Below are 23,366 nucleotides of genomic sequence, written 5' to 3'. Positions count from 1 at the left end.
TCGGAGGAAGGAAGTCGCAGGACATGGATCGCTCGGAGTTCTGGAGGATCATCGATTCCTCCGTCGGCCCTGAGATGCACGAGACGGTCACCGAGATCGAGGAGAAACTGGAATCCCTCCCGGGGGACGAGATCACCTCGTTCCACGACCGGCTGAGCGAGGTCCTCTTCGACCTCGACCGGCGGGACCTCAGCGAGGCCGGCTACAGCTTCTCGGGCGCCTACGAGGCCGACGGACAGGGCGACGACGACTTCCTGTTCGCACGCTGCGCCGTGGTCGTCTCCGGGTCGAAGGTCTACCACGAGGTCCTCAAGGACCCCTCGGCCTTCGCCACGGCCTGGGACTGGTGCGGCCAGGACGTCCTCAACGTCATCGAGGACGCCTATGAGGAGGTCACCGGGGACGTCTGGGAACACGACTCCCCGGTCGACTACGAAACCGGCTCGAACACCGCGGCCTGGTGACGGAGGGCAGACGCACTCCTGAGCCGTGAGCCGACTGCGGGCCTCCCCGGATCCACCGGGGAGGCCCGCAGTCCTGTACGGGCCGGCGGCCGGACGTTCGCCGTCGACCGGTCGCGGACGGGCGAGGACCGCTACGATGACGGGACTTGGCGCGGGGATCGGGGGTCGCGGTGGACGAGGCGGGCGACGAGGCGGGGGACGCCGGTACCGGTGGGGAGATCGCGGGGCTGGCACGGGAGTTCACCGCCGCGCTGGCCCGGGAGCAGGAGCTGGCGCAGCGGCGGGAGACGGTGATCGCCCGGCTGCACGCGGAGCTGGAGGACTTGCGGCGCGGTGAGGTGGAGCGGGCGCTCGACCTGGTCCGCCACCCGTTGATCCGGCTGCACGACCAGCTCCTGAGGCAGGCCGCCTCACTCGAAGCACCGCTCACGGTCGAGGAGTCGGCCGCGCTGTTGCGGGCGTTCGCGGACGAGGCGGCGGACGCGCTGGCCGGCACCGGCGTCGAGCGCTACACGGCGCGGGTGGGCGAGCCCTACGATCCGGCCCGGCACCGGCCGGTGGGGCGGGAGGCCGCCCGCACGCCCGAGGACGACCGCACGGTCGCCGGCGTCGTCTCGGCGGGCTTCGCGGCCGGTGACCGGGTGGTGCGCAAGGCCGAGGTGCGGGTGGCCCGTTGGGACCCCGGCGCGGCCGCCCACCGTTCCTGACCACTGTTTCGGCGACTCCTCGGGGAAGGGTCCGCATGGCTGTCTTCGGCATCGATCTCGGCACCACCTACTCCTGCGTCGCCTGCGTCGACGACGTGGGCCGGCCCACCGTGCTGCGGAACCTGGAGGGTTCCGACACCACCCCCTCCGTCGTGTACTTCGAGAGCGCGGACAGCACCGTCGTCGGCCAGAGCGCCAAGGACGCGGCCGTGCTGGACCCGGAGCGGGTGGTGCGGCTGATCAAGCGGGACATGGGCGAGCCGGTGCTGCGCGAGTTCCACGGGCGCCCGTTCACGCCCGAGGAGGTGTCGGCCCGGATCCTGCGCAAGCTCGCGGACGACGCGCGCGTCAGCGGCGGGGCGGAGGTGCGGGACGTGGTGATCACCGTGCCCGCGTACTTCGGGCTCGCGGAGCGCGACGCCACCCGCAAGGCCGGGGAGATCGCCGGGCTGCGGGTGCTGGACGTGGTCGCCGAGCCGATCGCCGCCGCGCTCGACTACGGGGTGCTCGACACCGACGGCGACACCGGGCGCGACCGCGCGGTGCTCGTCTACGACCTGGGCGGCGGCACCTTCGACACCACCGTGCTGACCCTGCGCGGCACCGACCTGACGGTGGTGTGCACCGACGGGGCCAAGGAGCTCGGCGGGACCGACTTCGACGACCGCGTCGTGATGCACCTGGTCGAGGCGTTCCGCACGCGGTTCCCCGAGGCGGACGACCCGTTGGCGGACCAGCACTCGGAGACCCAGCTGCGCCGGGACGCCGAGGACGCGAAGCGGGCGCTGTCGTTCCGCGAGCGCTACACCGTCCGCGTGATGCACCAGGGCCTGGTCGCCGAGGTGGAGCTGACCCGCGACCTGCTGGAGGAGCTGACCCGCGACCTGCTCGACCGCACGGTCGAGATCACCCGGCGCACGCTGGCCCTGGCCCGCCGGCGCGGGGTCGAGCGCTTCGACGAGGTGCTGCTGGTCGGCGGGTCCACCAAGATGCCCGCCGTGGCGCAGCGGCTGCGCGAGGAGTTCGGCTTCGAACCCCGGCTGCACAACCCGGACCTGACGGTCGCGCGCGGCGCCGCGCTGTACGCCCTGGACCGGGCCCTGTACATCGTCAGGAGCGGCGAACTGCCCGCCTCCGAGGCCCCGGACGTGCCCGACGCCGGCCGGATCACCCGGCAGGCCTACCAGGTCGCCACGGTGGCCGCGCGCGGCTACGGCATCCGGGTGCTGGACGTCGAGACCGACCGCGAGTACGTCACCCACCTCGTCCACGCGAACGACACCCTCCCGGCGGCGGTGAGCCAGGACTTCTTCACCGTCCGCGAGGGCCAGCGCGTGGTGCGGATCCAGGTGATGGAGCAGGCCGGCGCGGTGGAGTCCGAGCAGCTCGACCACAACACGGTGGTCGCCGAGGGCAATCTTGACATCCCCCCGGGCAAGCCCGCCCGCTGGCCGTTCGCCTGCGAGTTCTCGCTCGGTTCCTCGGGGCTGCTGGAGGTGGTCGCCACCGAGCGCGAGACGGGCCGGCGCCTCGAACTGTCCGTGCAGATCGGCGGGATGGACGCGGCGGCCGTGGACGAGGCCAGGATCGTGCTGAGCCGCGAGCAGATCGTCTGACGGCGGCGGGGCACCGTCCGAGATGGCCTTCGACGAGGCGCGCTACCTGCGCGAGGTGCTCGACCGGGGTCTTCCGGTGGACGAGGACCTGCGGCACCGCTACCAGCTCCCGGCGGAGTTCACCGCCCCCGGGGTCGAGGAGTCGGTGCGGCAGGCCCGCGCCTGCTGGCGGCGCCACCGCACCCGGCTCAGGTACCTCCCGGTGATCGAGGAGCTGGAGGCCGGCCACCTGCTGCACCAGGGCCTCTTCGAGGCGGCGCGGGGCGGCGACCTCGGCCCGCTGCGGGCGGCGGTCGCCGAGCAGGGCCGGGCCGCCGCGGCCGCGCGCGACGATCTGCGTGCCGCCCTGCGCGAGGCCGCCGGCGGGCTCGGCTTGGTCACGCCCGCCACACTGGCGGGCGTCGGCGCCGTCCACCGGGCGGACCGCGCACGGCTCGACGAGGCCCTGACGGCGCTGTCGGTGACCGTCGCGGACCCGGACCCGCTCCCCCGCGACCTGCCGCACCCGGCCTACGCGCGCTGCGCCCGGCAGCTGGCCGTCCTGCGGCTGCGCCACCTCGCCGACTTCCTGGCCGCCGGCGGTCCCGGGGAGCGCGTCGACGATCCGGTGCGCCCGTTCACCGGCCCGGCGCCGGGCGAACCCGAGCTGGAGGCGGCCGCGTTGCGCTGGGGCCGGCAGCCGCACGGCGCCGCGCACACCGCGGCGCAGGCCGTGGCCGCCGCGGCGCGCAAGGTGCTCGGTGATCGCGGTCCGGAGGGGTTGCGGGCGGTCCTGCTGTACGAGCTGGCCGAGCCGCTGCGGGCCCGGCGGGCCGCCCGGGCCGGTGCGGGGACCCTGCTGGGGCACGCCGAGCGGGGGCTCTCGGTCGCCGCGCCCGAGGCCCGGCGGCTGGTCCTGGCGGTCCTGGAGGAGCCGGACCCCGATCCGGTCACCGCGCGGCTGCGCGCCCTGGTCGCGGACGGGCTGCTGGCCGAGGCGGCGGCGGTGCTCGACCGGCTCCCCGCGCAGTCGCTCCCGCCGGAGGCCGTGGCGCCGGCCGCGCACGTCCGCGCCGCGCTGGCCGAGGCGCGGCGGCTCGGCGACCTCGCCTCCGGGCGCCGGACCGCCGATCCGGACGAGGCCTGGTCGCTGCTCGACCGGGCCGAGACGCTGGTCCGGGACCTTCCCCGGCTCGACGAGGTGCGCCGCTCGCTGCCGGTCCGTCCGGTGCCCCGGGTGAGCGCGACGCCGGACCGCACGGGCGTGCTGGTGGAGTGGCGGCCGAGCCCCTCGACGGCCGGGCGGCCGGAGTACCTGGTGGTGCGCCGGGCCGGCCGGGCCCCGCGGTCGGTGGCCGACGGCACGCTCCTGGCCCCGCCCGCTCCCGGCGCGACCTCGCTGGTGGACGAGGGGGCGCCGGTGAACGTGCCCGTCCACTACGGGGTCGTGGTGCGGCGCTCCGCCTCGCCGGACGGGCTGTACTCCCCGCTCGTCGTCTGCGGCCCGGTGCGTCACCGGCCGGAGGTCGGGGAGGCCCGGCTGGAGGCGGACGACGGTGTGGTGAGCGGCAGTTGGCGGCTCCCGGCGGGCGCGGAGGCCGTACGCGTCACCCGTCGCACCGACCCGGACGCCCGGGACGACCCGCATGACCCGGACACCCCGGACGACCCGGACGCTCCCGAGGAGCCTGCCGCCCCGGTGCCCGCCCGCGCGGACGGCTTCACCGACCGGGGACGGCCCAACGGCCGCGTCCACGCCTACCGGATCCAGGTGCTCTACCGGGAGGACGACGGCCGGACGACGGCCACCGGCGGCCGGTGGCTCAGCGCTGTCCCGCTGGCGCCGCCGGAGCCGGTGACCGACCTCACCGTGGAGCCCTCCGCGGAGGAGCCCGGGCTGTTCGAGGCCCGCTTCGCGACCGGGGCGCAGCCCGCGCACGGCGAGGTGCGCCTCTACGCCTTCGACGCCCGGCCCCCGTGGCCGGTGGGCCGGCTGCTGCGCCCGGCCGAGCTCGCCGCCCGGGGCACCCGGCTGACGGCCCGGCCGGTCGCCGGCGGTCTGCGGTTCCGGCCCCCGCGGCGCGGCGCCGTGGTCGCCGTGGTCACGGTCGCCGGCGAGCGCGCCGCGATCGGGGCGAGCCGGCCGGTGGTGGCCGTCCCGGAGCCGGCGAACGCGACCGTGGCCCGGGACGCGGGCGAGGCGGTGGTCACCTTCGACTGGCCGCCGGACGGGCCCGGCGAGGCCGAGGTGCGCTGGCAGGTCGCCGGGGGCGCGCCCCGGCGGCGGACCGTCACCCGCCTCGGCTACGTCCACCGCGACGGCGTCCGGATCCCCGCTCCGCACGGCGCGGCCGTCGAGATCGAGCTGCGCCCGGTCGGCCGGGCGGACGGCCTGCCGGCGTTCGGCGCACCGGTGCGGCTGGTCCTGCCGGCCCGGATCGAGGTCCCCTACACGCTCACCCGCCGGGGGCTGCCGGGCCGGCGCTCGGTGCGGGCGGTCTTCCGGTGCGCCACCGAGGTGCTGGTGCCGGGTCTGCTGCTGGTCGGTTCGACCGGGCCGGCCTGGCCGCTCGCCGCCGGGGACGGCACGACGCTCGCCGAGGCCGGCCCGGTGCGGATCGGCCCCGGCCGGCCCGCCGTGCTCACCGCTCGGCTGCCCCGGGGCGGCCGGGTCCGCTGGCTGCGCTGCTTCGCGGCCGACGAGGAGGTCGTCCTCGTCGATCCGCCGGTCCACCGCCTGCGGGCCGGTGGGGGGCGGTCGTGAGCGCCCCCGGCCGGCCCGGGGCCGTGCTGATCTGCCCGTCCTGTCCGCGGCGGGTCGGCCGCGCGGAGATCGTCTACCGCTGCGTCGCCGGGCCGGATCCGTGCGCCGGTGACCGCCGGCCCGCCGTCGGCCCGCGGACGCCCTCCGCCGCCGTCTGCGACGGCTGCGGGCGGACGACCGCGCGCCGCCACTGCCGGCGGTGCGGGGAGCGGCTGCCCGAGGGGCGGCCCGGGGAACCGGGGCGGATCGTCGCGGTGGTGGGGCCGCCGGGCAGCGGCAGGAGCACCTTCCTCGCCGTGCTGCTGCACGAGCTGCGGCACGGCCTCGGGGCGGAGCTGGGCGTGGCGCTGCTGCCCGGCGACGACCGGACCGAGACGGGGCTGCGGCGGCACTACGAGCGCCCGCTCTACGAGGAGGAGCGCGCGCTCTCCCCGCACGCCCCCGGCGAGGGCTTCCGGCCGCTGGTCCACCGGCTGAGCCGCGGGCACGGCCGGCGGGAACGGTCGCTGACGCTGGTCCTGCTGGACACCCCCGCCGACGCCGACGCCCGGCCGGCCCTGGCGGCGGCGGACGCGGCGGTGCTGCTGCTCGATCCCCGCGACCTGCCCGGCACCGGGCTCGGCCGCCCCGGCCGCGGCACGCGGTCGGCGGAGGCCCTGGACCGGGTGATCGACGCGCTGCCCCGGGACGCCGGCGGCCGGATCGGCGTCCCGGTCGCGGTCGGGCTGGCCAAGTTCGACCTGCCGGCCCCGCTGCTGCCGCCGTACTCCCCGCTGCACCGCCGTCGCCGGCCCCGGCCGGGCTTCGATCCGGTGGACCGCGCGATCGTGGACACCGAGCTGCGGGCGCTGCTGGAGCTCTGGCAGGGCGACGCGGCGCTCCGACGGCTGCGCGAGGGCCGGGCCGAGCACCAGCTCTTCGCGTTCTCCGCGCTCGGCGCCCCGCCGCGCCCCGGCGCGACGCCGCCGGGTGGCCCGCGCCCGCACCGGGTCGAGGACCCGCTGCTGTGGCTGCTGCACCGCTTCGGTTTCCTGCCGCGCGCGACGAGGGCGGGGCGGGCGTGAGGCCGGGGCGCGGCGGGGCCGGCCGGGCGCGCCGCCGGGGCCCGACGGCCGAGGCGTGGGGCAGCATCCTCTTCGGCCTCCTGCTGCTCCCGGTGCTGCTCTGGTTCGCCTTCCTGTTCGCGGTCGCCGGTGTCGCGCTGCACTGCCTGCTGGTCGCCCTGCCCCGCCTGGTGCTGCGTCATGCGCAAGCCGTGCGGCGCGCGTTCGGCGCCGGTGCGCCCGCGCCCGCCGCCACCGGCGACGGCACCGCCCGGGAGCCGTATCTGCACCGGGCCGGCGCCCTGGCGCTGCGCTCGGTCTCGCACGACCTGCGGCGGGCCTACGCGGACCAGTTCCGGGCCGCCTTCCGGTGGGACCCCGGGCCGCTGCCGCCCGAGGGCCGGCCCTGGCGGCGTACCGAACTGCTCGTCACCCGCTGTCTCGGCGGGCTGTTCTGCGCCCTCAGGGGCTGCAGCGTCGGCGTGGCCGTCCTGGTGTCGGCGCTCCTCGCGCTGCCCGCCCTGCTCTGCCAGCTGCTGGTCCGGGCGGCGCTGCTGGCGGTCTTCCGGCTCTGGTGGACGGCCTGCCGGGCGGCCGACCGCCTCGGCCGCCGGCTGACCGGCGCCGCCCCGGTCTGCCCGCATCCGTCCTGCGGCCGGGCGGTGGAGCTGCCGCTCCGGCTCTGTCCCGGGTGCGGTGCGGTGCACCGGCGGCTCGCCCCCGACCGCTACGGCGGCCTGCGCCGCACCTGCCGCTGCGGGGCCGGGCTGCCCGCCGGCACGCTGTTCGGCGGGTGGCGGCTGGAGGCCCGCTGCCCGCACTGCTCCCGGCCGGTGCCGCCGGGCGGCTCGCCGGCGCGGGTGGTGCTGGTCGCGGGCGCGGCCGGTTCGGGGCGCAGCACCGTCGTGCGCGGCGGGTTCGCGCATCTGGCCGGGGTCGTCGGGGCGCTGGGCGGGCGGGTCGGCGGCGCGCCGCCGGGGGCGGCGGTGGCGGAGCTGTCGGGGCTGCGCGGCGGTCGGCGGGCGCTGGTGCTGCTGGATCCGCCGGGCCCGGTGTTCGAGGAGCAGTCCGGACTCGACGCGCTGGACGGTCTGCGCCGCGCGCACGGCCTGGTGCTGGTCCTCGACGCGCTGACGCTGCCGTCGGTGCGGCGGGCGCTGCCCGGCGGGGCCGCGTCGTCCGCGCCCGGCTCCGTCCCGGCCGCCGAGCGGCTGCTGCGGACCGTCGGCGCCCTTCCCCGGTGGCGCCGGCCGCGGCGGATCGCCGTGGTGCTCACCCGGACCGCCGCGCTGCGCGCCACCCCGGCCGGTCCCGGTCCCGACGGCGGTTCCGGGGGCGGTGAGGAGGCCGTGCGCCGGTGGCTGGAGGAGGCCGGGGCGGGGAACCTCGTACGGGTGCTGGACCGGGCCGGCGCCCGGCTCCGTTTCCTGGCCGACGGGGCGGGGCCGCAGGCCGGCCCCGCCCTGGGCGAGTTGCTGCTCTGGACGGCCGGGGTGCGTGCCGCGCCGCGGCGGGCGGCGGCCCCGCGCCGCGCCCGCCCGGCCCGCGGGCCCCGGATCCGGCGGGCCGGGACGGCGGCCCGCGCGCGGCACGCCCTGCTGCTGTCGCACCTGGCCGGCCTGGCGGCGGTGCCGCTGACGCTCACCCTGCTGTTCACCGGCACGCTGCCGCCCGGCGCGGCGTTCGGGCTGCCCGCCGCCGTGGACCGGTGGCTCCGTCCCCTGCCCGACTACGCTCGTGACGTCGATCTGGCCGCCTTCCGCGGGGACGGCTCCTGGCCGGCCGTGACGGCGAGCTACTCCGCCCCCGGGAGCAGCCCGGACGGCCCGCGCGCCGGGAAGGGCGGCCACTGGTCGACCGAGGGCCACCCGCAGGAGCTCCTGCCCGACGACGGGCCGGACGAGGAGGCGTTGACGAACCGGCTCCCGCGACGGGACTGGCTGCAGGTCGACTTCGGGGTACCGGTGCCGGTCTCCCGGATCGAGCTGACCATGGAGCCCGGGGTCACCGCGATGGCCACGGTCGCGGTCCTGGGCCCGGACGGGGCCTGGGTGGACGGCGGTCCCGAGCAGACGTCCACCGAGAACTTCCTGACGGGCCGCGACCGGCGGTTGCGGGTCGACGCCACCACCTCGGCGATCAGGATCGTCCCGGTGCTGCTGCCCGGGCGCGACGGCGCGCGCGTCACCGATCTGCGGATCTGGTCGCCCTCGACCACCCTGCTCAGGCCCCGCCTCGCCGGCACCGACCTGCTGCTGACCAACACCACGAACCGGGACGTCCCGGTGGAGGTGCTCGCGCCGGCGCTGCCGCCGGGCTGGCGGGCCGAGCCCGGTGCCGCCGCTCCGCGCCGGGTGGCGGCGAACGCCACCGTCACCTCCGGCTGGCACCTCGTGCCCGGCCCCGGCGCGCGGCCCGGCCCGGTCGGGTACGCGGTCCGCGTCAGCGAGGGCGGCCGCACCGCGATCGCCACCTGTTTCGCCCTGCTGCGCACCACACCGGCCGGGGTCCGGGCCGAGCCGCTCACCTGCGATCCGGCCTGACCGTTCCCGTCCACGGCCGCCAGCGGCCGCCGGAGAGGTCGCCCAGCGCCTCCTCGATGTCCGGGGGCAGCGCCGGGCCGATGCCCATGGCCAGCACCAGGTACCAGCCGTCCCGCCCCCGGCGGCGCGCCGGGGGAGCGGGCGCTCCCGGCCGCAGCCGGACGTGGATGCCGTGGACGCGGGCGTCACGGCCCCGGCTGTGGACCCGGCGGACCGCCACCTCCTCGACGTCGCTCCACGCGTGGCGGCAGCGGTGGCGGCCCCACCGGGCGGCGATGAACGTATCGGTGATGTGCAGTTCGAGCCGCCGCAGGGGCAGGTAGCGGACCAGCATCAGCAGCAGGCCGACGAGGGGCAGCCCGACCAGCGGCGCCCAGGACGACAGCCGGTCCCAGTCGCCGCTCACCGTGGTGCGGACCAGGTGGAGGCCCATCAGGGCGCCGAGCGGCCCCCAGTGCACCAGCATCACCTCGCGGGACCGGCCGCTGAGCAGGTACGAGGTGGGCTCGCGCCGTACGGTGAGGCCGCGCCGGCTCGCGGCCGGGGGCCGGGGCGGGGGCGGGAGCGGCGCGGTGCCGGCACCGTCCGGCGCCGTGTCGGGCGCCGTGTCGGGCGCCGTCCGGGGCGCGGGGAGCCCGGCGGCCGTCCCCGGACCGGCGGCGCCCCCGGGGCCGCCCGGGCCCGCCAGGTGCTGTTGGAGGCGCAGATTGCGGAAGCGGTACGTCCCGGCGGTCCGTTGCAGCAGACCGGCCCGGTGGGCGTCCCGCAGGAAGGTCATCAGCGCCCAGGGCACCCGGCCCGCCAGCGCCAGCGAGCACCGTGCCAGCAGCCACCGGCTCCACGGGCTGAGCAGCAGGAAGGTCGCGCACGCGCCGCACCAGGCGGCCAGGGCGTCGGCCCAGTCGGTCACCGGGCGGCCCCACGACCAGTTCAGCAGGGCGATCCCCAGGGCGATCAGCGGTGCGAGGACGACCATGGTCAGCAGGACCGAGGTCCGCTCCGACCGCAGCAGCGCGTCGGGGGTCGCGGCGTCCACGGTGTCCGAGGGCGCCGCCAGCACGATCATCAGATAGCCGGGCAGCAGCACGCCGACCACCAGGGAGAGGCCCTCCGTCGAGGGTGCCAGGAGCTGGAACACGCCCAGGGCGAGGATCACCGGCGGCCCGCCGACCACCACCGCGAGCCGCCACGCCCGGCCCACCCGCCCGTCCCGGCCGGCCGAGCGGAGGGCGCCCGCGAAGCGCAGCGGATCGGCCCGCCGCCGGGGTGTCGTGCTGTCGTCCCCGAACCACGCCTGCGCGGCCACCCGGAGCGCACCCGCGAGGGTCACGCTGAGGCCCAGCGTGGTGCCGAAGCCGAAGGACCGGTGCCCGCCGCCCGGGACGGCCCCCAGCACCAGCTCGAACAGCAGCGACAGGGCGATCCCCGCCACGATCAGCACCGGCACCGCGAGCGCCCTCGGCAGCGGCGCACCGAACAGCCGCCACCAGGCCAGCTCGGCGGTTCCCTGACGCCCCATCATCCGGGCGAGGTGGGACAGCCAGAGCCGCGCCCGCTCCGGCTCCCACTGCCGGGGCGGGTGCAGGCGGTCGGGGCCCGGCGGCAGCTCCGGGAAGGAGGCGGGCACGATCCGGTCCAGCAGGTGCTGCTCCACCTGCCCGGCGGTCGCGAAGCGCCGGCGGTCCACCAGCTCGCCCGGATCCGCCGGCGCCCGCTCGTACCCGCGCCGCAGGAGCCACACCATCAGCGGCGTCGACAGCGCCCGGCTGACCGGGCTGTGGGGCTCCGCGCGGAGCTCGGCCAGCAGCGGCGCCCACTGCCCGGCGCGCGACGGCTGCCGGGTCTGGCGCAGGTAGGCCGCCACGTCGGCGGGCGCCAGCGGCAGCGCCTCGATCGCCGAATCCACCCGCAGCACGTCCCGCTGCGCCGCCACCAGCTCGCGGTAGGCCTCGGTCCGGCAGATCAGCACCAGCCCGCCCTGCCCGCCCAGCTGGCGCCCGAGGGCGCCGAGCACGGCCGTCCGCCGGTGCTCGGGCAGTTCGTCGAGGCTGTCCAGGACGGGCAGCAGGCGCCGCTCGCGCACCAGCCGGGCGGCGGGATGCACGCCGTCCACCCGCGGCAGGCCGGGGTGCTCCTCGGCGACCCGGCGGATCAGCCAGTCGTGGAAGTTGACCCGCTCGGCGTCCCAGGACTCCAGCGAGAGCACCACGGGCACCGGGACGTCCTCGTCGCGGGTGAGCCGGCGGGCGAGCAGCTCCAGGGTGAGCAGCACCGCGAGGGTCGTCTTGCCCGCGCCGGCCCCGCCGAGGATCAGCAGCCGGCGGCGGTCGAGCCCGAGCAGGGCCTCCGCCATCGTGCCGACCCGGTCGCCGCGCCCGTCGAGCTCCCGCCCGGGCCCGAGCGCGGTGCGGCTGTGCACCCAGCGGACGGCCAGCGGTTCGGGGTCGGCCATGTCCCAGGCGTCGGCCTCGGCCCGCCACTGGTACAGCAGGCTGCGGGCGAGCCGCTCCTCGGCGAGGGCGAGCGGCGTGGCGGGCGGTACGGGCGGGGGCGGCACGGTGAGGTGCAACTCGCCGTTGAGCACGCCGATCTGCACCAGGTAGTGGACCGTGCTGTCGGTGACGACGTTGCGGATGTCCGTGGCCCCAGGCCCGGGTTCGGATCCCGTCACTCCCCCGTCCCGCCCTCGTCGACCCCTGCCGTGCCCCTCCTTTCTACCAGGACGGGCGCGCTGCCTCCGACGATTCGTCAGGTTCACGCCGACGGCGGCCGGTCGGCTCCGTCCCGCGGCCGCTCCGGCGGCGGTGAGCAGCTGGGAGGATGGGGCGATGACATCCACTTCCGCCGCTCGTGACGCATTGGAGGGCCTGGCCCTCGGGGACGGATTCGGGGAGCGCTGGTTCCCGCTCTTCCGCACGCCCCGGGAGGCGCTCGACCGGATCAGGGCCCGCCGGATCCCGGAGGAGGCGCCGTGGCACTGGACCGACGACACCGCGATGGCGCTGTCGGTGTACGGGGTGCTGACCGCCTTCGACGCGGTGCACCAGGAGAAGCTGGCGCTGGCCTTCGGCATGACCTACCTGGCCGACCCGGGCCGCGGCTACGGGCACGGCATGCGCGGGCTGCTGCCCGGGCTCGCGGACGCGCCGGGCGGCTGGCGCACCGCCGCGCGAGACCTCTTCGGCGGCGCGGGAAGCTTCGGCAACGGCGCGGCGATGCGGGTGGCCCCGCTCGGGGCCTGGTTCTGCGCGGACCTGGAGGAGGCGGCCGAACAGGCGGTGCTGTCGGCCGAGGTCACCCACGCGCACCCGGAGGGCATCGCCGGAGCGGTGGCGGTCGCCGTGGCGGCCGCGCTCGCCGCGCGCGGCCGGGGCGGGCCCGCGCCGGCGGGCTCCGACCTGCTGGCCGAGGTCACGGACCGCACGCCGCCGGGGGCCGTGCGCGAGGGGCTGGGGCGGGCCGCCGGCCTGGACGGCGCGACGGAACCGTGGCGGGCCGCCGACCTGCTGGGCAGCGGGCAGCGCGTTCGGGCCGCGGACACCGTCCCGTTCGCCCTGTGGTCCGCCGCCCACCACCTGGACAGCCTCACCGACGCCCTGTGGGCCACCGCCGAGGGCCTCGGCGACGTCGACACCACCTGCGCGATCACGGCCGGGGTGGTCGCCGCCCGCACCGGCCTGGAGCGGGTGCCCCGGGAGTGGCTGACCCGCCGGGAGCCGCTCCCGGCGTGGGTCGCCGGGGCCGAGGCGGAGGAACCGGGGCGGTAGCCACCGGGGCCGTCGTCAGCGGGAGCACCCGGACGTCGCACCGGCGGCCCCGGCCTGCCCCGGATCACGGCCGGTCCCCCGGCCCGCCGGCGGCGCGTCGTCCCCGGGGCGGGGACGGTCGTCGCCGTCCCGGGCCGGCTGCCCCTCGCCGATCGTCACATGGGCCAGGCCCGGGCAGCCGTTCCCCCCGGCGGCCGTCACCGGGACGCGTGCGGGGCCCCTGCTCCCCCAGATCATCCGGTGGTCACCGCCCCGACGGCCACCCGGCCGGTCTGCGTCCGCTTCCGGCCCGGCCCGCCCTGCTGATCGCTGGTCATACCGTCGATCCTGCCGAGCGCGTACACCGTTCGCCTGAGTACCGGTACTCAACTCCGCGGCACCGATTCACTCAATTCCGCGGCACCGTTCCCCTCGACTCCGCGGGCCCGCGCCGCTCTGTCGACGGCTCTCGGTGGGGCGGTGGCGCGGTCAGCACCACCCGAGGTCGGCGAACGCCTTCCAGGCGGCCTTGGTCTTCGATCCGGCGATGCCGTCGATGCCCCCGGTGTCGTAACCGAGGTCGGTCAGGAAGCGCTGGAGGGCGCGGATGGTGTTGGGGCCGACCGCGCCGTCCACCGTTCCGGCGTTGTAGCCCTGGTCGTTGAGGTAGCTCTGCCAGGCCTTCCAGCTGTTGGTGCCGAGCTGGCCGTCGATCGTGCCCGGGTCGTACCCGGCGGTGCGGACGTAGCACTGGACACTCTTGCCCTCGGCGGTGTTGAGACCGAGGTTGTTGACGGCCCGCAGGCCGGCCGTGCGGGCGGGGGCCTGCTGGGCGGGCGCGGCGGCGGTGGCCGCAGTGGCCCCGGCGAGGGTGCCGAGGCCGAGGGTGGCGGCCGTGAGAATCCCCGCCAGCGCCTTGGTGAGCCTGTGCGATGCCATGGTCTTTGCTCCCTCGTACGGGAATCGGGACAAGCCGGAAGCTATCACCGATCGCATGCGAAGAACCAAGCCCTTTCCGGGCTCCCGGCCGGAGCCCGGAGACGATCCGGGAAGGCCTGGAAAGGCCCGGTGAAATTCGGGTTCCGGCAGGTCGGAAATGGTGGTCCCGCTTCACCCGGCCACCCCGGGGCCGATCCGTACACGGATCGTGAATGGACGGTCCGACATCGCGAATCCCCCGTTCGGCCGAGCGTGCGGCGCACCGGTGCGCGCCGCTTGTCCGCCGTGCACGGGTGCGCCTAGCCTGCTGCTGTGTCCTCGTCAGCGCGGGGTGCCGCGACCACGACCTTCGTGCACGGGAAGCCGCCCGGGGCGGTGCCGGTGCTCGGACACCTGCCCGCGCTGGCCCGGGATCCGGCGCGCTTCCTCGGGCAGGTGCACCGTTACGGCGACCTGGTGGAGATCCGGCTGGGACCGCACCGGCTGGTGGCCCCCTGCCACCCCGAGCTGGTGCGGCAGGTGTACGCCGACGACCGCACCTTCGACAAGGGCGGGCCGATCTACGGGCGGTTCCGGGAGATCCTCGGCAACGGGCTGGCGACCTGCGCCCACGCCGACCACCGGCGCCAGCGCCGCATGCTGCAACCGGAGTTCCGGCCCGACCGGCTGGCCGCCCACGCCGCCGTGATGAGCCGGGAGGCCGACGCGCTGGCCCGCTCCTGGCACCACGGCGAGGTGGTGGACGTCTTCCCCGCCTGCTACCGCTTCACCCTGCGGGTGGTGACGCGCACCCTGCTCGGCACCGAGGTGCCGGACGCGCTGGCCGAGCGGCTGCAGCACGCCTTCGAGACGGCGTTCGCCGGTGCGCTGCGCAAGCTCTGGATGCTGCCCGCCGGCCCCGGCCACCGGACGGCGGTGCGCACCCTGCGGCGGACCGTCGCCGAGCTGGTGCACGACCACCGGGCGCACGGCCCGGGCCGCACCGACCTGCTGGCCGGGCTCGTCGCCGCCCGGGACGAGGACGGCTCGACGCTCTCCGACGCCGAACTGCACGACCAGGTGGTCGCCATGCTGCTGGCCGGCACCGAGACCACCGCCTCCCAACTCTCCTGGACGTTGCGCCTGCTGACCGCCCATCCGGCCGAGCTGGCCGCCGTGCAGGCGGAGGTGGACGCGGTGCTGCCGGACGCCCGGGCCGCCGGGTGGGACGACCTGCCCGGGCTCCCGCGCACCGCCCGGGCGCTGACCGAGGCCCTGCGGCTCCGCCCGCCCGGCTGGGTGCTGCTGCGCACCTGCACCCGGGAGACCGAGCTCGGCGGGCGCGCCCTGCCGCGCGGCAGCCAGGTGCTGCTCAGCCCGTACGTCGCCCACCACAATCCGCGGATCTTCCCCGACCCGGCCCGTTTCGACCCCGACCGCTGGCTGCCCGAGCGGGCCGCCGCGCTGCCGCGCTGGGGGTTCGCCGGCTTCGCCAACGGCCCCCGGCAGTGCCTCGGCGCCGACTACGCCCGCGCCGAGGCCGCGATCGCGCTGGCCACCGTGCTCGCCCGCTGGCAGCCCGTCGCGCTGCCGGGCCGGCGCGGGGACGACCGGCCGGTGCGGCTGACCACGGTCCTGCGCCCGCAGCGGCTGCGGCTTCGGGTGCTCGACCGCGCACGGACCGGGGCGGCGGCGGACGGCGGCTGACGCCGTGCCAGGCGGCGATGTCGGACGTCTCCCCTAGCGTCCTCGGCATGACTCCTGTGAGCACCACACCACCGGCCGACAGCACCGCACACGCCCACCGGGACGGCAGCGGGCACCCCGCCCTCGGCGGCGCGCCCGTCGCCCGGCTCTCCGGCGCCCTGCGCGAGGCGCTGCTCGCCCTGGCCACCCGCCTCGACCCGGCGGGCACGGCGGCCGACCCCGGCTGGGCGGTGTGCCTGGCGCTGCGGCTGGTGGTGGCCGGGGCCTACGACACCGCCGAGCCCGGCGAGGAGCCGGGGCTGCTGTACGTCACGCCGCCGGTCGCCGAACTGGGCAGCCGGCCGGTGTGGCTGGAGCGGACCCGGCCCGGCGGGCCGGTCACCGCCAGGTTCCCGGCCGACCGCTGCTGACCTGCCGCCACCGGCCGCCACCGGCCGCCGGGCCGGGGCCGGGGCCGAAGCCGGTTCAGGCCTTCTTGACCACGCTGGACTTGAGCTGCATGGCGCCGAAGCCCTCGATGCGGCAGTCGATGTCATGGCCGTCGACACCGTCGACCAGGCGGATGTTGCGCACCTTGGTCCCGGCCTTGATGCCGGAGGCGCTGCCCTTGACCTTGAGCGCCTTGACGACCGTCACGGTGTCGCCGTCGGCCAGCACGTTGCCGACCGAGTCCTTGATCACCCGCACGCCGGACGCCGCCCCGCCGTCACCGGCGGCGGGGTCCCACTCGTGGCCGCACTCCGGGCAGACCATGAGGGCGTCCATCTCGTAGGTGTACTCGCCGGAGCACTGCGGGCAGGCGGGGAGGTTGTCGCTCATGTGATTCAGGCTGTCCAGTCGTTCGGATGGTGGTCAACGGGATGAAGGATGGCAGGTGGGGAGGGCCGGGGTCGACGACCCGCCGACGGCGCCGCGGGCCCGCAGATGGGTGCGGGCGTGGGCGATCGCCTCGGGGGTGGTCGCGAAGACGTGGCCGGCGGCACGCAGTTCGTCGAAGGTGCCGAGGGCGTCGAACGGGCGGTGGTGCTCGTCCCGCAGTCCGGAGACCAGGACGACCGTGCCGCGCCGCCGCAGCCGGGCCATCGCGTCGCCGAGGACGGTGGCACCACTGGCGTCGACCGCGCTGACCCGGGACATCCGCAGGATGACGACATCGACCTCGGCGCACTCGGTGAGCTCCAGCAGGAACCGGTGCGCGGCCGCGAACAGCAGCGGCCCGTCGATCCGGTAGGCGACGATGTGCTCGGCGAGCAGGGCCTGTTCCTCGTCGTGGTGGTCGGCCGGCGGCAGGTCGGCGTGCAGCGGCACCTGTTCCACCCGGGCCGCCCGCGCGACCGCGGCCAGGGCCAGCACGCCCGAGACGAGCAGGCCGACCACGACCGCGGTGACCAGGTCGAGGGCCAGCGTGGCGGCGGCGGTGAGCAGCAGCACGGCGGCCTCCCCGCGCCCGGTCCGGGCGATCGCCCGCAGGGAGCCCACCTCGACCATCCGCACGGCGGTGGCCAGCAGCACTCCGGCGAGCGCCGCGAGCGGGATCCCGGCGACCAGCGGGGCCGCGGCGAAGACGATCACCGCCAGGACGGCGGCGTGGACGAGGGCGGCGAGGCGCGACACGGCGCCGGAGCGGACGTTGACGGCGGTGCGGGCGATCGCGCCGGTGGCGGCGACGCCGCCGAACAGCGGAGCGGCCAGGTTGGCCAGGCCCTGGCCGAACAGCTCGCGGTCGCTGTCGTGCCGCTCCGAGACGCTCATGGCGTCCGCGGCGGTCGCGGACATCAGGGACTCCAGGGCGGCCAGCGCGGCGACGGCGAGCGCCGGGGGCAGCAGGGCGGGGACGGCCGACGGGTCGAGGAAGCCGAGCGAGGGCACGGGGAGCCCGGCGGGCAGGTGGCCGATGGTGGCGACCGGCAGACCGGCCACCGCGGTGGTGACGGTCGCGGCGACGACGGCGACCAGCGAGAACGGCACCGCGGGCCGCACCCGCGCGCCGATCAGCATCACCGCGGCCACCGCGAGGGCCACGCCGAGCGCCGCCCAGTGCGGTTCGGCGGCGAACGTCCGCACCGCGGCGGCGGCGACCGCGAGGGGGCCGTCACCGTCCGCCTTGCTCACCCCGAGCGCGCCGGGCACCTGCTGGAGGGCGATGACGCCGGCGATCCCGAGGGTGAAGCCCTCCACCACCGGCACCGGGACGTAGGCCATCCACCGGCCGGCCCGGGCCAGCGCGAGCCCGACGAGGATCACCCCGGCGAGCAGCCCGACGGTCAGCACCCCGGGGGTCCCGTAGCGGGCCACGATCGGCACGAGGACGACGGTCATCGCGCCGGTCGGCCCCGAGACCTGGAGGTCGGAGCCGCCGAAGACGGCGGCGAGCGCTCCGGCGACGACGGCGGTGGCGAGCCCGGCCCCGGCACCGGCGCCGGAGGAGATGCCGAACCCGAGTGCCAGCGGCAGGGCGACGATCGCGACCGTCAGCCCGGCGAGCAGGTCCTTGCGGGGCGAGCGCCCCATCGTGGCGAGGGTCTCGCGGTTCGGCAGCACGGCGCGGAGCCGGCCGAGGGCGGCGGCGGCGATGGTCACTCCGCCTCCCTCGTTTCGCTGGCTCACCGGTTCGCCGGGCTCCGCTGCTTCGTTTCCGGCCCGACGGCTCGCCAGCATGTATGAACATGAAGAATTTTTCAAGTCGCAGATTGCGCACCCGACGGATCCGGACAGTAGCGGCGGGAGTCCGGCCCGGGTGCGGCGCTCAGCGGCGGTGACGGCCCCGCCGGGCCCGGGGGCGCAGGGGCGGGAGCGGGAGCGGGGCCCGGACCGGGGTCCTGCCGGCGGCGGCCCCGGGGCGGGTGCCGGCCGGGGTCCGGGGGCGGGCCGGGAGCAGGAGGCGGGCGGCCTCGCGGCCGAGGTTGACGCCGATGGCGAGCGCCATGGCCATGGCACTGGCCTGGGCCATGCCCCGCAGGCCCGCCTCGGCGTCGCCGCGGACGAAGGCGAGCAGGGCGAAGTAGAGCAGCGAGCCGGGCAGCAGCGGCCCGAGCGCCGCCGTCACGTGCGGGAGCGCGGAGCTGCCGCGGTGGCGGGCCATCACCTGGCCGGCCAGGCCGACCAGCCCCGCGGCCAGGACGGCGGCCGCGATCGGCTGCTGGCCCGCGCCGACCAGCACCCCGTACGTCGTCCAGCCCGCCGTGCTGTTCAGCATCACGGCGGGCAGCGCCCCCGGCTCGGTGTTCAGCATCACCGCGAAGGCCAGGGTGACCAGGACGGCCGCCGTGAGCTGGAGCGGCGGGTTCGACGCGCCGACCGGGAGGTCCCGGGCGGCCAGGTCCGCACCGTGGTTGATGCCCACGTAGAGCACGGCCGTCACCCCGATCACCACGCCGGCCATCAGGAACAGCGCTTCGAGCATCCGGGCGGCGGCGGTGAGGTAGAAGCCCGCGAGCCCCTCCTGCGCCGCGGCGACCAGGCGCCAGCCGGGGAGCAGCGCGTACAGGCCGCCGGTGATCACCGCCGAGCCGCGCAGGTGGAGGCCGTTGAAGGAGAGCAGGATGCCGATCAGCGCGGCCGGGGTCGCGGCCAGGACGAACTGGTAGAACTCCGGGAGGTCGTGGCGCGCCACCAGGGCGGCGAGCCGGTCGCCCACCGAGGCCGCGACGAAGGCGCTGGTGAACACCAGTCCGGCCCGGGCGTCGGTGCGGCCGCCGACCAGCACCGTGGCCGCCCCGGCGAGCAGGCCGCAGGACAGTGCGACCAGCCACCCCGGGTAGCGGTGGCCGGTCCGCAGCCCGGCCGCGAGCCGGCGGTGGGCCTGGTCGACGTCGATCCCGCCCGCCGAGATCCTGGTGACCAGCCGGAAGAGCACCGCCAGCCGGGCGTAGTCCCCGGCGGGCCGGCGCACCGACCGCTCCGCCGTCAGCGACGGCTCGGCCGGGCCCGGGCGGTAGGAGACGGCGACCCGGGTGAAGGTGACCTGCGGATCGCACGGGTGGACGCCGTAGGCGCGCGCCACCGCGAGCATCGCCGCCTCGACGTCCTCCGCCGCCTCGCCGCTCGCCAGGAGCAGTTCCCCCACCAGGAGGGCGAGGTCCAGCACCGCCGCCACCTCGGCCGGTCCCGGCCGGTGCGCGCCGAGCGGCTCCGGGAGCAGCGGGCGGGCGGCGGTGGGCGTGCGGAGCAGCGGCAGCATCCGGTCGGGCCAGGAGGTCGCGCCGACGCCGGTGACGGCCGGGCCGTCCACGTCCGCGGGCGGGCGGGGCACGCGGGTCTGGAGCGGCACCTTGTCGGGCCGCGCCGGACGTCTGGCCGGTCCGGGGGCTTCGGTGAGGTCGGCGGCTCCGGAGGCTCCGGTGGCTCCGGTGGCTCCGGTGGCTTCGGCGGGCCCCCCGGGCTCGGCGCGCGGGCCCAGCTGTTCGTGTTCCGGCATCGCCGCTCCCTGGCCAGAACCCCCCTTTTCGGGTCGCCCAGTGTATGCGAACGGCTACCCACTGCGACCGTTCGGGAACGCGCCACGCGCACGCAGGCGCGCCGGGGTGGAGTGAGGGCGGGCCGTTCGCGCCGGTCAGGTCCGGACGCGCCACGGTCGCCGCCTTCGCCACCCCGGGGCCACCGCCGGCGGGCGGGGCCGCCGGGGAGCGGCGGGCCGTCAGCCGAGGTGGCGGCCGTCCCGGGCGACCACGCGCCCGCCGCGCACCACGAGCTCGCGCGCCGGGAGGTCCACGACCACCTGCGGCAGGCACTCCCCGGCGACCAGCATGAAGTCGGCCGGGGAGCCGGGCCGCAGGGTGACGCGCGGCAGGTCGAGCAGGTCGGCGCCGCCGTCGGCGGCAAGCGCGAAGCAGTCGGCCAGCTCCTGGTCGGTGCGGGCGTCGGTGGTCCAGCCGAGCAGGTGGGCGCGGTGCAGCATGTCGGCGTTGCCGTAGGGGCTCCAGGAGTCGCGCACGCCGTCCGAGCCGAGCCCGACGCGCACGCCGCGCGCCTGGAGCTCGCGGAACGGCAGCACCTGGTGGGCCGAGGGGGCGACGGTGGTGAGGCCGACTCCGGCCTCGGCCAGCTCGTCGGCGAGTGCGGCGAGCCGGTCCCCGGAGAGCTCCGGCACGCAGAAGGCGTGGCTGACCACGACCCGGCCGGCCAGGCCGGCGGCCCTGGTCCGCGCGACGATGTCGCGCAGCGGGTCCAGGCCGCGCCCGCCGACGTCGTGCAGGTGGACGTCCAGCCGCAGGCCGTGGCGTTCGGCCAGGCCGAAGACGAGGTCCAGCTGGGCGGGGCCCTCGCCGTCGGGCCCGCCGTCGAAGCCCGCCGGGTCGATGCCGCCGACCGCGTCGATCAGCCCGCTCGCCGCCGCCTCGGCGAGCAGTTCGCCCGCGCCCGGCGTGCGGCGGACGCCGTGCTGAGGGAAGGCGACCAGCTGGACGTCGAGCGCCCCGGCCAGCCGCTCGCGGGCCTCGGCCAGTCCGGTCACCCCGGCGAGTCCGTAGGCGGGGGCGACGTCGACGTGCGCGCGCACGGCCCGGGTGCCGGAGGCCACGGCGTGGGCCAGCAGCCGGTGGGCGCGTTCGGCGAGCGGGGTGGCCAGGTGGTGGTGGAGGTCGACGTCGCCCTCGACGTACTCGGGCAGCGAGGCGGCCGGGCGGCGGCTGTACCAGGGCTCGCCCCAGGCGGTCTTGTCCGGGTGGATGTGCGCGTCCACCAGCGTGGGCAGCGCGATCCGGCCCCCGCCCTCCACGACGACCGGCTCGGCGCCGTCCGGCAGGCGTTCGGCCAGCACGCCGTCGACGGCGAACAGGTCGACGGGCCGTTCGGCGCCGTACGGGCGGACGTTGCGGAAGACGGTGGCGGCGGTTCCGGCCATCGGGGGTCAACCCTCTCTGCGGGCATGGTCGCTGGGGTCGTTCCGCCGCCGCCACGGACAGCAGTCCGTCCACGGAGTGTCTGACAATCGTCCAACTGGCGAAACATCCCACCTTTTCTTACAACAGTCTGTTTATCATCCCCGGGTCCCCCGTTCCCCACCCGGAGCCGCACCCGCATGACCACGCCGCCCCCCGCCGAGGCCCCCCGGCCGCATCCGCTGCACGCCCTGCGGGCGTCCGTCTTCGCCATCGGGGCACTGCTCCTGCTGGCCGGCATCGGGGTGCTGGTCCACCAACCGCTGCTGATCCCGCCGGTCGCCGCCAGCGCGGCCCTGGTCCACGGCGCGCCCGGGCTGCCGATCTCCCAGCCCCGCAATCTGATCGGCGGTCACCTGCTGGCCGGTGCGATCGGCTACGCGACGCTCGCCGTCACCGGCAGCACCGCCTGGGGCGCGGCGATCGCCGCCGGACTCGCGCTGGGCGCGATGATGCTCTGCCACGTCTCGCACTCCCCGGCCGTCGCCAGCGCGGTGGTGGTGGTCCTCCAGTCCCCGCACGCCTGGCCGTTTCTGCCGCTGCTGGCGCTCTCCACCGTCCTGCTGGCGGCGATCGGCCTGCTGCCGGGCCGGATCGGCGGACACCCGGTGCGCTACCCGCTCTCCTGGTGACGGCGGACCCCGGGGGTCATCCGATCGGATGACCCGCCGGTCCGACGATCGGGCCGCCCGAAGGGGCCGGGCCGCCGATTCCGCGCCGGTCGCCGGGGGCGCAGGCTGGGACGGATCCGCCCCGCGCCCCCGGAGGAGCCCCGCGATGACCGACCGCCCCTCGCCCCCGGCCGCCGTCGCGGCCGTGCTGGCCGCCGCCGCCCTGCTCGCCGGCTGCGCCGCCGGGACGACGCCCGCGCCCCCGGCGGCCCCGGCCACCCCCGACACCGCGGCCGCCTCCGCACCGCCGCCGGTGACGGCCGGTCCGGCGCCCGCGCCGGACCCCTCCTCCCCCACCCTCCTGGTGACCGACTTCGGCGCGGACACCGTCACCTTCGTCGACCCGGCCCGCCCCGGCGGCGCCGCTCTCGGCTCCGTCCGGGTCGGCACCGCCCCGTACGGGCTCGCCGTCGCGGCCGACGGCACCGCGTGGGTGGCCACCGCCGAGGGAGTGGCCGCCGTCGACACCGTCACCCGGACCCGCACCGCGCTGATCCCCTACCGCACCCGCACCGGCCCGGTGACCACCGGCGAGTACCGGGGCGGCGGCATGGGCCTCGCGCTGTCCCCGGACGGCCGCCGGGTCTACGTCGGCGTCAACGTGCCGGGCGGCAACGGCGCCCTGGAGGTCGTCGACACCGCGACCCGCACGGTCACCGAGGTCGTGCCGGTCGGCCGCCGCCCCTTCGACGTGGACGTCTCCGCCGACGGCGGCGAGGTGTACGTCACCGACCACGACTCCTTCGACGTCACCGTGGTCCCCACCGCCACCTGGCGGCCCCGCCGCATCGAGGTCGCCCCGTACGGCACCGAGGGCGGCCTCGGCTCCTGGCTCAAACCGCACTACACCGCCGTCCGGCCGTCCGACGGGGCGCTGTTGCTGCCCTTCGAGGGCGAGCGGCTCGCCGTCGTCGACCCCGCCACCGGCCGCGTCACCGTCGAGCCGATGACCGCCGACACCCATCAGCACGGCGCCGCCACCGCCCCGGACGGCACCCTCTTCGTGGTGGGCACCGGGCCGATCGACCCCGCCACGGACGCCGGCCCGTCCCTCACCGTCCGCTCCCCCGACGGCACCGAGCGCCTGGTCCCCCTCGACGGCCCGCACGAGACCGTCACCCTCTCCCCCGACGCCCGGACCGCCTACGTCTCCGGCGGCTTCACCCGTGAGGGCGGCTGGGACGGCCTCACCGTCGTCGACACCGCCACCGGCCGCACCACCCGCGTGCCGGTCGGCCGTCTCCCGCTGGCCGTCGCCGTCCTCCCGGCCCGCGCCGACGGCTGAGCGCACCGCCTCCGGTCGCGCCGGGGCGACCGGGCCGCTCATTG

At 77.3% G+C, this 23,366-nt stretch carries 17 protein-coding genes; 11 read left to right on the top strand and 6 right to left on the bottom strand.

Features of this window, described 5'->3' with window-relative positions:
* Positions 1-23 precede the first annotated feature (23 nt).
* The 6 genes from ACFVVL_RS13940 (at position 24) to ACFVVL_RS13915 (ending at position 9,116) form a co-directional block, all read left to right on the top strand.
* On the top strand, positions 24-464 hold the full coding sequence (locus ACFVVL_RS13940; RefSeq protein ID WP_380297563.1) for a DUF4240 domain-containing protein: 441 nt from the start codon (positions 24-26) through the stop codon (positions 462-464).
* Positions 465-610: 146 nt separating this feature from the next.
* Complete coding sequence (locus ACFVVL_RS13935) at positions 611-1,171, top strand: nucleotide exchange factor GrpE (protein ID WP_387674598.1); 561 nt, start codon at positions 611-613, stop codon at positions 1,169-1,171.
* A 35-nt stretch (positions 1,172-1,206) separates the two neighbouring features.
* On the top strand, positions 1,207-2,787 hold the full coding sequence (locus tag ACFVVL_RS13930) for an Hsp70 family protein (protein WP_387674595.1): 1,581 nt from the start codon (positions 1,207-1,209) through the stop codon (positions 2,785-2,787).
* Between the two features lie 22 nt (positions 2,788-2,809).
* Positions 2,810-5,530 carry a hypothetical protein gene (locus ACFVVL_RS13925; RefSeq protein ID WP_387674592.1) on the top strand — a complete coding sequence of 907 codons (2,721 nt, stop codon included), beginning with the start codon at positions 2,810-2,812 and terminating at the stop codon, positions 5,528-5,530.
* Positions 5,527-6,594 carry an ATP-binding protein gene (locus tag ACFVVL_RS13920; RefSeq protein ID WP_387674589.1) on the top strand — a complete coding sequence of 356 codons (1,068 nt, stop codon included), beginning with the start codon at positions 5,527-5,529 and terminating at the stop codon, positions 6,592-6,594. Before ACFVVL_RS13925 ends, ACFVVL_RS13920 begins: the two co-directional genes overlap by 4 nt.
* Positions 6,591-9,116 (top strand): hypothetical protein, encoded by a 2,526-nt coding sequence (locus ACFVVL_RS13915; RefSeq protein ID WP_387674586.1) that lies wholly within the window; start codon positions 6,591-6,593, stop codon positions 9,114-9,116. Before ACFVVL_RS13920 ends, ACFVVL_RS13915 begins: the two co-directional genes overlap by 4 nt.
* On the opposite strand, the gene ACFVVL_RS13910 is transcribed toward ACFVVL_RS13915, so the two are convergent.
* A complete protein-coding gene (locus ACFVVL_RS13910; RefSeq protein ID WP_387674583.1) occupies positions 9,097-11,787 on the bottom strand; it encodes an NACHT domain-containing protein in 2,691 nt (896 codons plus the stop codon). The two genes, ACFVVL_RS13915 and ACFVVL_RS13910, sit on opposite strands and share 20 nt — an antisense overlap.
* 157 nt (positions 11,788-11,944) lie before the next feature.
* On the opposite strand from ACFVVL_RS13910, the gene ACFVVL_RS13905 reads away from it, so the two are divergent.
* Positions 11,945-12,883, top strand: a complete 939-nt coding sequence (locus ACFVVL_RS13905) for an ADP-ribosylglycohydrolase family protein (protein ID WP_387674580.1) — start codon at positions 11,945-11,947, stop codon at positions 12,881-12,883.
* Positions 12,884-13,351: 468 nt separating this feature from the next.
* Here ACFVVL_RS13905 and ACFVVL_RS13900 read toward each other — a convergent pair whose 3' ends face one another.
* The gene (locus ACFVVL_RS13900; protein ID WP_387674577.1) at positions 13,352-13,801 is read right to left on the bottom strand and encodes a peptidoglycan-binding protein; all 450 of its coding nucleotides are present in this window, start codon (positions 13,799-13,801) and stop codon (positions 13,352-13,354) included.
* A gap of 312 nt (positions 13,802-14,113) precedes the next feature.
* Here ACFVVL_RS13900 and ACFVVL_RS13895 point away from each other — a divergent pair, with 312 nt between their 5' ends.
* On the top strand, positions 14,114-15,487 hold the full coding sequence (locus ACFVVL_RS13895; RefSeq protein ID WP_387674574.1) for a cytochrome P450: 1,374 nt from the start codon (positions 14,114-14,116) through the stop codon (positions 15,485-15,487).
* Between the two features lie 47 nt (positions 15,488-15,534).
* Positions 15,535-15,897 (top strand): hypothetical protein, encoded by a 363-nt coding sequence (locus ACFVVL_RS13890; protein ID WP_387674571.1) that lies wholly within the window; start codon positions 15,535-15,537, stop codon positions 15,895-15,897.
* 55 nt (positions 15,898-15,952) lie between these two features.
* Here ACFVVL_RS13890 and ACFVVL_RS13885 read toward each other — a convergent pair whose 3' ends face one another.
* The 4 genes from ACFVVL_RS13885 to ACFVVL_RS13870 form a co-directional block, all read right to left on the bottom strand.
* On the bottom strand, positions 15,953-16,306 hold the full coding sequence (locus tag ACFVVL_RS13885) for a zinc ribbon domain-containing protein YjdM (RefSeq protein ID WP_387674568.1): 354 nt from the start codon (positions 16,304-16,306) through the stop codon (positions 15,953-15,955).
* A gap of 33 nt (positions 16,307-16,339) precedes the next feature.
* Complete coding sequence (locus ACFVVL_RS13880) at positions 16,340-17,998, bottom strand: SulP family inorganic anion transporter (protein ID WP_387674945.1); 1,659 nt, start codon at positions 17,996-17,998, stop codon at positions 16,340-16,342.
* A gap of 235 nt (positions 17,999-18,233) precedes the next feature.
* On the bottom strand, positions 18,234-19,904 hold the full coding sequence (locus tag ACFVVL_RS13875; protein ID WP_387674565.1) for a threonine/serine exporter ThrE family protein: 1,671 nt from the start codon (positions 19,902-19,904) through the stop codon (positions 18,234-18,236).
* A 219-nt stretch (positions 19,905-20,123) separates the two neighbouring features.
* Complete coding sequence (locus ACFVVL_RS13870) at positions 20,124-21,329, bottom strand: amidohydrolase (protein WP_387674562.1); 1,206 nt, start codon at positions 21,327-21,329, stop codon at positions 20,124-20,126.
* A 177-nt stretch (positions 21,330-21,506) separates the two neighbouring features.
* Between ACFVVL_RS13870 and ACFVVL_RS13865 the strand changes: the two genes are divergently transcribed.
* Both ACFVVL_RS13865 and ACFVVL_RS13860 read left to right on the top strand, forming a co-directional pair.
* Positions 21,507-21,998 carry an HPP family protein gene (locus ACFVVL_RS13865; RefSeq protein ID WP_387674559.1) on the top strand — a complete coding sequence of 164 codons (492 nt, stop codon included), beginning with the start codon at positions 21,507-21,509 and terminating at the stop codon, positions 21,996-21,998.
* A 145-nt stretch (positions 21,999-22,143) separates the two neighbouring features.
* The gene (locus tag ACFVVL_RS13860) at positions 22,144-23,322 is read left to right on the top strand and encodes a hypothetical protein (RefSeq protein WP_387674556.1); all 1,179 of its coding nucleotides are present in this window, start codon (positions 22,144-22,146) and stop codon (positions 23,320-23,322) included.
* The last annotated feature ends 44 nt before the right edge of the window (positions 23,323-23,366 follow it).

The sequence above is a fragment of the Kitasatospora sp. NPDC058115 genome, from assembly GCF_042884635.1.
Taxonomy (GTDB): domain Bacteria; phylum Actinomycetota; class Actinomycetes; order Streptomycetales; family Streptomycetaceae; genus Kitasatospora.
The sequence above is the reverse complement of the archived record's forward strand: the minus strand, read 5'-3'. Positions and strand labels throughout refer to the sequence as shown.